The organism is Leucobacter sp. UT-8R-CII-1-4, from assembly GCF_030010235.1.
Classification (GTDB): domain Bacteria; phylum Actinomycetota; class Actinomycetes; order Actinomycetales; family Microbacteriaceae; genus Leucobacter.
On sequence record NZ_JASCRS010000006.1, the window covers coordinates 24267 to 36292 of the forward strand.

12 protein-coding genes are annotated in these 12026 nt (G+C 57.5%); 8 read left to right on the forward strand and 4 right to left on the reverse strand.

Translation table 11 applies throughout. The features are described from left to right. Window positions 1–265 precede the first annotated feature (265 nt). A complete protein-coding gene (locus tag QBL02_RS13500) occupies window positions 266–1348 on the forward strand; it encodes a phosphatase domain-containing protein (RefSeq protein WP_282726962.1) in 1083 nt (360 codons plus the stop codon). Window positions 1349–1451: 103 nt separating this feature from the next. Here QBL02_RS13500 and QBL02_RS13505 read toward each other — a convergent pair whose 3' ends face one another. Continuing rightward, complete coding sequence (locus tag QBL02_RS13505) at window positions 1452–2012, reverse strand: YceI family protein (protein ID WP_282726963.1); 561 nt, start codon at window positions 2010–2012, stop codon at window positions 1452–1454. Between the two features lie 253 nt (window positions 2013–2265). Here QBL02_RS13505 and QBL02_RS13510 point away from each other — a divergent pair, with 253 nt between their 5' ends. From QBL02_RS13510 to QBL02_RS13540, 7 genes are all read left to right on the forward strand, one after another. Beyond that, window positions 2266–3129, forward strand: coding sequence for a MurR/RpiR family transcriptional regulator (locus tag QBL02_RS13510; RefSeq protein WP_282726964.1), 864 nt, complete (start codon window positions 2266–2268; stop codon window positions 3127–3129). Between the two features lie 152 nt (window positions 3130–3281). Continuing rightward, window positions 3282–4460, forward strand: a complete 1179-nt coding sequence (locus tag QBL02_RS13515) for an ABC transporter ATP-binding protein (protein ID WP_282726965.1) — start codon at window positions 3282–3284, stop codon at window positions 4458–4460. A gap of 52 nt (window positions 4461–4512) precedes the next feature. Continuing rightward, the gene (locus tag QBL02_RS13520; RefSeq protein WP_282726966.1) at window positions 4513–5865 is read left to right on the forward strand and encodes an ABC transporter substrate-binding protein; all 1353 of its coding nucleotides are present in this window, start codon (window positions 4513–4515) and stop codon (window positions 5863–5865) included. Beyond that, window positions 5865–6605: a tyrosine-protein phosphatase gene (locus tag QBL02_RS13525; protein ID WP_282726967.1), complete on the forward strand. Its 741-nt coding sequence runs from the start codon at window positions 5865–5867 to the stop codon at window positions 6603–6605. Before QBL02_RS13520 ends, QBL02_RS13525 begins: the two co-directional genes overlap by 1 nt. Window positions 6606–6725: 120 nt before the next feature. Next, entirely contained in the window at window positions 6726–7640 is a 915-nt protein-coding gene (locus tag QBL02_RS13530) for a metallophosphoesterase (RefSeq protein WP_282726969.1), read from the forward strand. A gap of 82 nt (window positions 7641–7722) precedes the next feature. Next, a complete protein-coding gene (locus QBL02_RS13535; RefSeq protein ID WP_282726970.1) occupies window positions 7723–8697 on the forward strand; it encodes a sugar ABC transporter permease in 975 nt (324 codons plus the stop codon). Between the two features lie 9 nt (window positions 8698–8706). Continuing rightward, window positions 8707–9609 carry a carbohydrate ABC transporter permease gene (locus tag QBL02_RS13540; RefSeq protein ID WP_282726971.1) on the forward strand — a complete coding sequence of 301 codons (903 nt, stop codon included), beginning with the start codon at window positions 8707–8709 and terminating at the stop codon, window positions 9607–9609. Window positions 9610–9709: 100 nt separating this feature from the next. Here QBL02_RS13540 and QBL02_RS13545 read toward each other — a convergent pair whose 3' ends face one another. From QBL02_RS13545 to QBL02_RS13555, 3 genes are all read right to left on the reverse strand, one after another. After that, complete coding sequence (locus QBL02_RS13545) at window positions 9710–10714, reverse strand: DNA-formamidopyrimidine glycosylase family protein (RefSeq protein WP_282726972.1); 1005 nt, start codon at window positions 10712–10714, stop codon at window positions 9710–9712. Window positions 10715–10716: 2 nt separating this feature from the next. Beyond that, a complete protein-coding gene (locus QBL02_RS13550; RefSeq protein WP_282726973.1) occupies window positions 10717–11211 on the reverse strand; it encodes a ribose-5-phosphate isomerase in 495 nt (164 codons plus the stop codon). A gap of 102 nt (window positions 11212–11313) precedes the next feature. Next, window positions 11314–11916, reverse strand: coding sequence for a DsbA family protein (locus QBL02_RS13555; RefSeq protein ID WP_282726974.1), 603 nt, complete (start codon window positions 11914–11916; stop codon window positions 11314–11316). Between the last annotated feature and the right edge of the window lie 110 nt (window positions 11917–12026).

Genomic DNA, 12026 nt, shown 5'->3' on the forward strand with positions numbered 1-12026 from the left:
AAGAGCTCCGTTGAAGGCTGGTAATACCTTGCGGATCTACCGGTTTTTGCCGGTCAACAGCCATTTTATCTATTCTGTACGTTTGCCGCTAATATTTTTCGACGTGAAGTAAAACCTCATTCGCGCCGAAGTGAAACCTCACTCGTGCCGAAGTAAAACCTCACTGAATTCGCCATGCCGATCGCCCAATAGAAAATGTGGCTTCACTTTCCGCCACTCCACATAGGCAACAGTCGCAGAAAATCAACTCCCCTAGACTGGTCTGGTGACGGAAGCCAGAAGACCCGACAGTCGACCGAAGTTTGCGGCGCGACTCGATGACTGGGTCCACCGCTACCGGGAGCGCAGCGCAGTAAAGCGCGGGCGAACACCCGGCGTGATTCCCTATATCGGGTACGGCTCAACCGAGTGGGTGCGTGTGCTCGGCCGAGTGCTCTACATGCCAAGCTCTAACGGCACAAGCGGCACCGATCAAGACGACACTTCTTTTCAGCCCGTGGTCGCCCAAGTCTCCAGAGTTCGTGGCTGGCGCAGTTTCATGAGCGTGCACGTGCCCTACTACCCAGTTCGGGTGCTCATCGACGGCCATCCGGTAACGGAAGTTGCTTCAGATCGCGGCGGCGTGATTGATCACGTTATCCCAGTAAAGCTCGCTCCCGGCTGGCACACCATTAGCCTGCAGGCCAGCGGCGCAAGGTCAGAGCATTCCGTAGAAGCGCACTCACCTGTTTACGTGGTCGACCCAGAAGCGAACTTCGGGCTGATCAGCGACGTTGACGACACCATTTTGAACACAGCATTGCCAAAACCAATGGTCGCGGCTTGGAACAGCTTTGTCGTCGACGAGCACGCACGTACCTCAACGCCAGGGATGCCGGTGCTCTACGACCATCTGCTCGCAAAGCACCCCGGCGCGCCCGTCATCTATCTTTCGACAGGTGCCTGGAACGTGGCGCCCGCGCTAACTCGCTTCCTTGAGCGCAATCTGTACCCCATCGGTTCACTGCTCCTCACCGACTGGGGGCCAACAACTGATCGCTGGTTCCGCAGCGGAAAAGAGCACAAGACTCGCGAACTCGCGCGGCTTGCACGCGAATTTCCGCACATGAAGTGGGTCCTTGTCGGCGATGACGGCCAGCACGACGAAGAGCTCTATCAACGATTTGCGACTGCACATCCAGAGAATGTTGTGGCCGTAATGATTCGGCAGCTCTCAGTCGGGCAAGCAGTGCTCGCTGGCGGGCGCTCAAAAGCTCGATTGCATCGCAGTGTGAGCGGTGTGCCTTGGGTATACGGCCCCGACGGCGCTACTCTGCACAAAGAACTCCGGGCACTGGGCATTCTCTAGATCACCCTCATTGCGACGGCAACAAAAAGGGCGGTATCTCTACCGCCCTTTTTCTATTCACGATTTGACCCTCCGTGAGAACACAGAAGAACCGTTATGGCAATTAGCCTTCCTGAAGTGCAGCCTGCACGTCAAGAGTGATCGTAACGTCGGTGCCGAGCAGCAGGCCACCGGTCTCAAGTGGAGCGTTCCACTGCACGCCAAAGTCTTCGCGGTTCACCACGGTGGTTGCAGTGAAGCCCGCCTTGAAGTTGCCGTACGCGTCTGCACCAAAGCCACCGAACTCGAAGGCGAATGTAACTGGCTTGGTTACACCGCGCAGGGTCAGATCGCCGTCAACCGCGAAATCGCTGCCGTTCTGGCGAACGCCAGTGCTCTTGAAGGTGAATTCTGGGAATTCTTCCGCTGCGAAAAAGTCACCCGTGCGCAAGTGACCATCACGATCCGCCTGATTGGTGTTGATCGATGCGACCTCAACGGTCGCCTCGACGGTCGAGTCAAGTGGGTTTTCAGCGGTCACGATGGTGCCACCGAAGCGCTCGAACTTGCCCTTCACCTTGCTGATTGCAAGGTGGCGAACCGAGAAGCTCACCTCTGAGTGGGTCTGGTCGATCACCCAGGTGCCAGCACGGTAACCAGGAATCTGTTCTGCGGTAATAGTCATAAGTTTTATCCTTTGCGAAATGGCGGGGGTTCCATATTCAGCTTGACCGCAATGAAATTTCATTGAGGTTTCAACTAAATTCACTGTATCAGAAATTTACTTGAAGGTGAAAGTATTTCTTCGAATTACCTCAGTGTTCACTGAACGCTGGATCGCCGCGCGCCACAAACTAACCACACTCAAAAGCGCGACACGACACCTGAAACCACACCAGCACGTATCCATTCACTTGGGTGTGCTAAAAACATCGATCATGAACACCAATGTTGCGGCCCCACCCCTCGGCGGCACCCGCGCGCTTCTGCAATCACTGATTCCGTCACTCGTGCCGAGTGAACGCCGAGTAGCTCAAGCCTGCATTGATGATGCCGATCAGATCACCAACATGTCAGTTGCAGAACTCGCAAAACACACCGAAACTTCACCTGCCACAGTCGTGCGCGCCTGCAAGAGAATGGGCTTTCGGGGCTACCAGCACCTTCGCGAGCTCTTACTCCGAGATCAGGCAGCGGCCACCCCGAGCAACAACCGGCCAAGCTTCCAACACCCCGTGGCCAACCTCTTCACGCAGGCCATCGAAGAAATAGACGGTGCCCTCGGTTCTCTCGACCTGCTCGCCTTTGACGCAGCCGCAGAGTCGATTCGCAATTGCAACAGACTACTCATCGTCGGCAATGGCGCCTCACTCGCACCGGCCCAATCAATCGCACTGCACTTCCTCGTGAGCGGCAAGGTATGTGAAAGCCCTGCAGATATTGTCACTCAGCACGTCTCTGCAAAACTCCTCAAACCCGGTGATGTCTGCCTAGCAGTAAGCGACAGCGGAATGAATGCATTCACACTCCGCTCTGCGGCTTTGGCCACCGAAAACGGCGCGACGCTCGTGGCAATCACCAGCTTCGGCAAATCCGACCTCGCCGAGCTGGCCGACCACGCACTGATCGCCGGCGCTGGCGCACGCAGTTGGACAGAACGAACCGTGCCAGCAAACATTGTGCAGATGCTCCTGCTCACGGTACTGCACGCCGCAGCGCTCGATGAGCTCCCAGGCACACGCGCCGCTCGCGCCGACGCACTCGACGAGGTTCACAACATGGTGCTGCCCGAGCACGAATAGTCGCTCGATCCAGAATCGACACGATCAGTTCGTTCGCTTGATCCCGTCGATTCGCCCTCTCGATCCCAGCCGTTCACATTCTCGGCCCACCCTTGAATCGAACGTTTCCTGAAAATCCCGAATCAGGAAACCCGATTCCCTGGAGGTGGCCGATGGCCCGTCTCGTGCTCGAAGAGATCACCAGAAGTTTTGGCGACTTCATTGCAACCGATCACATTTCTCTCGACATCGAAGATGGTGATTTTCTCGTCCTGCTAGGCCCCTCGGGCTGCGGCAAAACCACCCTGCTTCGAATGATCGCTGGCCTACTTGAACCCACAAGCGGCAGCATCAGCATCGACGGCGAAGACGTGACCGCCCTCCCGGCACGCAAGCGCGACCTAGCAATGGTGTTTCAGAGCTACGCGCTCTATCCACACCTGTCGGTTGAAAAGAACCTCGCTTTCCCCCTCAAAATTCGCAAGACACCCAAAGCCGAAATCGCAAGCCGAGTTCGCGCCGCGGCAGAAGCGGTAGAAATTGCCCACCTTCTCGACCGCAAACCAAAAGAACTCTCCGGCGGCCAGCGACAGCGAGTAGCAGTAGCACGAGCACTCGTTCGAGAACCCAAGGCCTTTCTGATGGATGAGCCACTCTCAAACCTCGACGCAAAGCTGCGCACCGCAACCCGACGCGAACTCGCAGAACTTCACCGCAAGCTCGGTGCGACATTCATCTACGTCACCCATGACCAAGTTGAAGCGATGACCATGGCAACAAAGATCGCTCTCCTCAACAACGGCAGAGTCGAACAGTTTGGCACCCCAGCTGAACTGTATGACACACCAAGCTCTGTGTTCGCGGCCGGGTTCCTCGGCTCCCCCGCCATGAACCTGCTCGACGCCACACTCACCACCACAGACAGCAAAATTTCAGTCTTCGCTCCGGGCCTCGAAGCAGTGCTGTGGCACGGCACCACCGAAGAGCGAGAATGCGTCGTCGGCGTACGACCTGAACATCTTACGGTGCACGAGAGCGGCGTACCCGAAGCCGTACCAACTGCCGGCATCGCACTGCGCGGCACCGTGGAACTGGTTGAAAACCTCGGCCGAGAGCAACTTGTGCACTGTGTCATCGGAGAAGCACGCGTCACCGTTGCGTGCGACCGGGCCGCACAGTGGGTCGTTGCTCAGCAAGTCGTTCTCACTGCGCCAATCGAACGCGTGCACCTCTTTGACCGCGCAAGCGGTTACCGCCTCGAATGGCAGCCGGAAGCTGTTTCTGCGCCGCTTCCGCTGAGCGCTCTCGACGCCGAACTCAGCGCCGCGCAATCTGCGCCGACCACAGCCTAAATCCTCAGTTCTTCCTCTCCCCACACTCACCCCTTCCGAAAGGATCCCTCCCATGCGTCTCCGACGTAATGTAGCCGCCACCACGGCAGCCCTAGTAGCAGCCGCCACGCTCGTTTCTTGCGCCTCCGGCGCAGGCGGCGAGCAGACCGCCGCTTCGATCGTCCCTGAGCTCAGCAAGGATCAGGAAGTTGAAATCGTTTTCGAAAGCTACAACCTGATGCAGGCCGGAGCCTGGACAGATACCGTCAACCAGCTCCTCGAGGAGTTCCAGGCCGAACACCCAAACATTACGGTCAAGGCGCAGCCACCACAGGGCGACAGCACAAGCAATGTGTATGTCGGCAGCATTCAGACGCAGCTCCTCGCAGGCAAAGCACCTGATCTTGCACAGATCACCTTCGATTCACTCGACTTCGCAGTGAATCAGCTCGGCGCAAAGCCAATCTCTGATCTTGTCAGCAACGAAGAGCTTGAAGAAGCCTTCGGCGGCGAAAATCCAATGCACCCGAACGCAAAGGTGCTTGCCGATTGGAACGGTAAAACCGTGGGTATGCCCTACGTGTTCTCGACCCCTGTGCTTTTTTACAATGCAGACATGCTCGCACAAGCGGGGGTAACCAACCCTGACTTCAGCACCTGGGATTCAGTTGAAAAGATTGCAGCGCAGGTAAGCGCTCAAACCGGGAAGCCATCACTCGATATTGCGTGCGTTGCAAAGGGTGGTAACTGGTGCATGCAGGCACTCTTTAAGTCAAACGGCGCAGAGGTTCTTTCACAGGATCGCACAACCATCGAGTTTGGTTCAGCTGAAGCGCAGGCCACGGTGGAGCGATTTGCAGAGATGACAGAGGCCGGAGTGCTCCGCTCTGCATCGAGTACTTCGTCAATGGAAGGCCTACCAAAGGGCGACACCGCAATGGTGCTCACCACTTCCGCCCTACAAGGCATGTTCATGGCCGGCGCTTCGGCAGGCGGCTGGAAGCTCGACGCTGCCCCAATGCCCGCATTTCCTGGCAAAGAGGCAATGCCGGTGAACTCAGGTTCAGCCCTATTCGTGCTCAGCGATGATCCAGCGAAGCAACGTGCTTCCTGGGAACTCGCAAAGTTCCTTACCAGCGATCGCGCCTACGAACTGATTTCGAGCAAGATCGGCTACCTGCCGCTTCGCACCGGCCTAGTTGAGGAGGGCGGCTCGCTGCACGAGTGGGCCCAGGCGAATCCCCTAATCCAGCCAAACCTCGACCAGCTCGACCAGATGCAGCCCTGGGTCTCATACCCCGGCAACAACTTCGTTCAGGTCGACGATATTCTCGGCACCGCAATCGAAGAGGTCGTCTTCTACGGCAAACCCGCCGAAGAGACCATGACCGAAGCGCAGAAGCGCGCACAGGAGCTGATCAAGTAATGATTGCTGCAACCGCTTCTCAGCCGCTCCAGGTCGAGGGTACACACAACTTTCGAAGCGCAGGCGGATACGCCACATCAGAAAGCCTCATTCGAGCGAATGGGCTGTTCCGCTCAGATGCGCTGCACCGACTCAGTGAAGTTGGCCAACGTCAGCTTGCCGAACACGGCATTGTGCGCGTCATTGACCTGCGAGATCGAAACGAACTCGCGCACGCACCCAACGCAATCGGCGGTGTTACTACCGAATCTGTGCACCACCCCATCTTCGATGCCGACGGGTTACCCAGTGGATTCGGGCCAACCTCGATCAGCGAGGTGTATCGGTACATGGTTGAGGAGCGCACCGAGCGAATCGTGGGTGCCGTTCGACTCATCGCCGATGCTCCCGAAGGTGGCGTGCTTGTGCACTGCACCGCAGGCAAAGATCGCACCGGCATCGTCGTGGCATCGGCCCTCACCGCCGTCGGAGTCTCGCGTGAGCAGGTAATTGCCGACTACGCGTCGAGCGGCCAGAATCTCTCGGGTGAATGGGCCGAGCAGATGCTCGCCTCGGCGACCGAGCGGTTCGGTGAGCTCGATGAGAACACTCGTGAATTGATGGTGGCAAGCCCGGCTGCCGCTATCGACGAGACCTTGAATCTGATCGAGGATCGCTTCGGGAGTGTCGAGCAGATGCTACTCAGCAACGGTTTTGACGACGCCGCACTTCTGCGCTTGCAACACCGCCTCGTTGCCTGAAACAACACCTCGTTACCTGAACACCGCTTCGTCGCCTGACAACCGGCGGCAAGACAACCTCACTCTCTTTCTTTCAGCACGAAGTCGCAATCACGGCTTCAAACCCCAAAAGGAGCAGCCATGTCTGCATCATCATTTCCAGAGCCTCAGCATCCAGAAGCTGAGCACTTCATTCTTCACCTGAGCGACACCCACTTCGTAGGCGGCACCGATCTGCTTCACGGCGCGGTCGACAGCGACGCAAATCTGAAGCGGCTCTTCCGTGACTTTGCCGAAACCCAGGCACGACCCGAAGCCATAGTGTTCACCGGCGACCTCGCCGACACCGGTGACGCCGATGCTTACCGCAGGCTACGCGCGCTCGTCGAGCCGGCAGCCGCTGAGATTGGCGCTCAGGTGATCTGGGTCATGGGCAATCACGACACCCGCACCCCGTTTCGCAAAGAATTGCTCGACAGTGATGCTGGCGAGGAGAGCGTTGACATGGTCTACGACGTCAACGGACTCCGCGTAATTGCCCTCGATTCAACCGTGCCAGGCCAGCACTATGGTGAGATTAGCGAGGCCCAGTATGAGTGGCTGGCGGAGGTGCTTGACGCACCAGCGCCACACGGCAGCATCATTGCTCTGCACCACCCGCCAGTGCCGAGCCTGCTTGAGCCAATCTCTTTCGTTGAGCTTCGCGATCAGGCACGCTTTGGCGAAGCCATTCGGGGCACCGATGTTCGCGCAGTTCTTGGCGGGCACCTGCATTTCAATACCTTCAGCGAAATTGGCGGCGTTCCAGTATCGGTTGCTTCAGCTACCTGTTACACGCAGGATCTGAATGTCGCAAAGGGTGGAATGCGGGGCCAGAACGGGGCCCAGGGCTTCAACCTGGTGCACCTCTACGAAGACCGTGTAATGCATACCGTCGTGCCAATCGGAGAGTTCTCGACCGTCTACGAAATGACCTCGAAGCAGCTTGCCGCGTTCTCACGCATGAGCGAGGCCGAGGTTGCCGAGGCAATGGCGAAGCACAGCAAGAAGCACTAGCTCCCGTTTGGTGGTGGTCGCCCTCCCGGCGGCCGCCACCAGCGGGCACTCACCACTCCCACTTTGCAGATCGGAATGACGGTTGTTTACCGAAGTACTCCCGCAATCGAAGAGCGCACAAAACAGTGCCTCAGCGGCTCCGCCCGAAGACGAAAATAAGCTCACCCGCCGCAAGGCCCGCGGATTTCAGTTCGCACCCTACCTCTATGTGCTGCCGGCGGTGGCGCTCCTCATCGTCTGGACCTATGCGCCACTGTTGCAGACCGTGGAGCTTTCGTTCTACGACTGGAACATGCTGCCTACCCAGCCGAAGGTTCCGGTTGGCTTCGATAATTATGTTGAGGTCATCACCCTGCCCGAGCTGCAGCAGGCGCTCCTGAACACCGTGCTCTACATTGCCGGGTTCCTTTTGCTGTCAGTTGCACTGCCGGTCGTTTTCGCTCTGATTTCTCGACGCGTCGCAGGCAAAGCGAAGACCATCTACCAGGCGCTCATCTTTGTTCCGTTTCTGGTCACTCCGGTTGCAACGAGTGCGATTTGGCGCTGGCTCTTTGCTCCAGAGGGCGGCACCATTCCCGCGGTGGCACGTTTCTTCGGTGTCGAAATGGGCGACGTCTTTCGAGACCCGAACTCATCCATGCTTGCGGTAATGGTGATTGTTGGCTGGCAGATGCTCGGTTTTGGGGTACTTGTCGTGTCGGCAGGGTTGGCAGGGATCAGCCCTGACTACGCACACGCAGCTGGAGTTGATGGCGCGACCGAACGACAGATCACCTGGCGAATCACGCTGCCGCTTCTGTCGCCCTCGCTCGTGTTCCTCTCACTTATGACCATTCTGCTTTCTGCTCAGTGGACCTTCCCGATCATTGATCTTGCAACCCAGGGCGGGCCAAGCGGATCATCAACCAATATTTACTATTTGCTCTATCAATTTGGCTTCCGCAACTTCGATGCAGGATTGTCGTCAGCCGCAGGCGTGCTGTTCTTCATTGGTTTTGGCATCATCGCGTTCATCTTCGTAGAGCTCACCGAGAAGCTCAGCTTTCACGACAACTAAGGCTGCATCATGGCATTCACGCTTGTTTCTCAATACCAGCTCCCCAGTACGGGAGCGCATTCAAATCTCGATACCGCGGCGGCCACGCTAGCGAAAGCGCGAAGCAAACGACGCTTGGGCTTAATTCCCGCCCTCGTGTTACTCACGGTGCTTGCGATTATCTCGATCTTTCCGATCTATTGGATGTTCGTCACAGCGTTTCGACCGAGTGAAGAAATGCTTTCTACGAACCCATTGCCCGGGCCATTTAGTCTCGAAAACTTTGAGTACGTCTGGAACACCATCCCGATCCTTGGAATGCTCGGCAACACCTTCGCTATGGCTCTCGGCCTCGCGTTCGGACAATTGATGATCGCGATCCTCGCTTCATATGGCTTCTCAAGGTGGAACTTCAGGGGCCAGAAGATCCTCTTTCTCCTCTTTGTGGGCTCCTGGCTTGTTCCCTTTCAGGTCACGATGATTCCCAACTACGTGTTGATTTCACGGATGGGTCTATTGAACACGGTGCTCGGTGTCGTGGTACCGCAGCTCGCCGCTGCATTCGCGGTGATGATGCTGAAGCAGCACTTTGATTCATTTCCACGTGAGCTCTACGAAGCTTCCGATATGGACGGCCGCGGATCGTGGCGCACGCTGTGGGAGGTCGTCATCCCAAATCTTCGGCCTGCCCTCGCGGCACTTGGCATCATGCTCTTTATTAGCGCGTGGAACGAGTACCTGTGGCCATCTTTGATTCTGCGGCAGTCTGATGCACTGATTCAGGTTGGTATTCGCAGCTTCCTTGGTGCTGAAGGCAATAACTGGGGCGCAGTCATGGCGGCGAGTGCCCTCGCCTGTCTACCGATTTTCTTGATCTACATTTTCTTGCAGCGCTATGTCGTTGATGCGTTTGTGAGATCGGGTCTGAAGTAATCACAAACGTGAGCGGGGCGCTCAACCTTAAAATTCTGGTTGAGCGCCCCGCTCACGTTCACTACCTAGCACGCATTACCGATGGCGTCTTCGAAGCGGCCTAACTCTGGCAGCCAGCACACCAATACAGTTTGCGATTGCCCATTTCTTCGAGCGTAATATTCGTGCCACAGCGTTTGCAGGGTGTTCCCTCAAGTTTGTAGACCCAGTGCCGCTCATCACGATCACGCAGCGCCAGTTCGTAGGCTTTGCCCTCGAGACCGTCGATTGTGATCATTTGACCAACAGTGATCCCGACATCAAGCAAGTGCGCCCAATCGTCCCAAAGCACTTCAAGCGTTGAGCGCGAAATCGTGTTCGCCGGTGTGTGCGGATCAATCCCGGCACGAAAGAGCAGCTCAGCACGATACACATTGCCGATACCTGCAAGCACAGATTGATCCATCAGCACCAGGCCAATTGGCGTGCGCTTGGCGATGGCCCGGTCAATGAATCGATCACGCTCTGCCGTCGTGTTTGCATTCGCAGGGTCTGGCCCCAGCCGCTGCAGCACCTTATTGACGCCCTCCGGGGTCAACACTTCGCAGGCGGTCGGCCCGCGAAGGTCGGCGCACACGGTATCTGTCAGCAGGCGAACTCGCACCTGCCCGACCGGTTCCGGCGGAAACGCGCGATCGTCTTCGCTTTCTTTGTCGTGCTCAGCCATGCGCACGCGTGCGCGACGCGGCGCACCAATTGAGGCGACCGAATCCTCGCCCTCGTTATCGATCGGTGCAGCACCACTTGGCCGGGAGTGCTCCCCCGTTTGGCCAAGCTTCGAATGGCCGGGGGTGTAGCCATGAATTTGAATCGTTGGATCGACCCGCACATCACCCGCAAAATCCCAGGCGCCATAGATGCCAAGATGAACTCGCAGCCAATCGCGCTCCTCAAATTCAAGGAACATCTGTTTGCCGACTGCACGAGCATCGGTCATGATCTGACCGTTCAGTTGCTCCGCGCCCTCAGCAAAACGACCCTGCGGGCTCGTGATTTCGGCGCTTTTACCTACGAAGTTGGCAGCAAATTGCCGCGCAATTCGATGTACGGAATGCCCCTCAGGCATGGTTAGACGTCTGCTCCAACGTACTTGCCCTCAATTGCGCCGGTGCGCTCGTATTCACCAAGCTGTGAGATACGGCGAACGTGGCGCTCATCACCCGGGAAGGGGGTCGCGATAAAAAGATCGATGAAGCGGATCGCTTCGTCGACCGAATGCTGACGAGCGCCAATAGAGATGACGTTTGCATTGTTGTGCTCACGAGCGAGCTCGGCGGTTGAATCGTTCCAGACGAGTGCGGCGCGAATGCCCTCAACCTTGTTCGCAGCCATCTGCTCACCGTTACCCGAACCGCCAAAAACAACGCCGAGCGCCTGCACGCCGTTGGATTCGTCCTGTGCGACGCCAAGAGCAGCATTGATGCAGAACGATGGGTAGTCGTCGAGCGCATCGTATTCCTGTGGGCCGTGGTCGATCACCTCGTGCCCCTGCTCACGCAGATGCTGCTGCAACTGCTGGCTGAATTCGAGACCTGCGTGATCGGTAGCAACGTGAATGCGCATAATGCTCCCATCCTAGCTGCCCGCGTATGCTGCCGTGCCTTCCCGTCACCCTGCGGTCGCGAAGCAGATCGCAGGGTGACGGGAAGAGAGCCGCGGCGGAGCTTAGAACTGCGGGCCGACGGTGCGGCCGCGCTTGAGTTCGTAGAAGCCGGGAACGCTCGCGGCAGCGCGAATGCCGTCCCACAGCTGAAGCGCCAGATCCCCCGTTGGAGCGGGCGTCACTACTGGACCGAAGAACGCGACACCATCGATCGAAATAATCGGAACGCCCACATTTGGTCCGGCAATGTCGAGTGCGTGCGCGGTGTTTTCACGCAGAACGGCATCAAATCGTTCGTCGTCGGCAGCAAGATCGAGCTGACCGCTGAAATCTACCTCGCCGAGCGACTCGGTAATAATGGCATCCCAATCCTCACGGTCACCAGGATGAATTCGTGTGCCGAAAGCGGTGTAGAGCTTGCCGACCACATCTGGCCCATAGAGTTCTTCGGCGGCAACGGCAACGCGGCCCATACGCTGGCCCTGCTTCATGCCTTCGGCGTGATCGCCAGGGTCATTGCCTTCGTTAATGATTGCAAGGCTCACTGGATGCCAAGCAACCTCGAAACCGCGAACTTCCGCGACTTCAGAAATCCATCGGCTGGTCATCCAGCACCAAGGACAAATCGGGTCAAACCAGAACTCTACTTTTGGCTGTGCACTCATAGGGCCAGCCTAGACCGCGAATCTGCGCCACAGCTAGTGAGTTACGGGGCAAGACACCAAACGGCTCAGCCCAGGGCGAACAGGGCAATTGCGAGGGCAATATCGAGGCT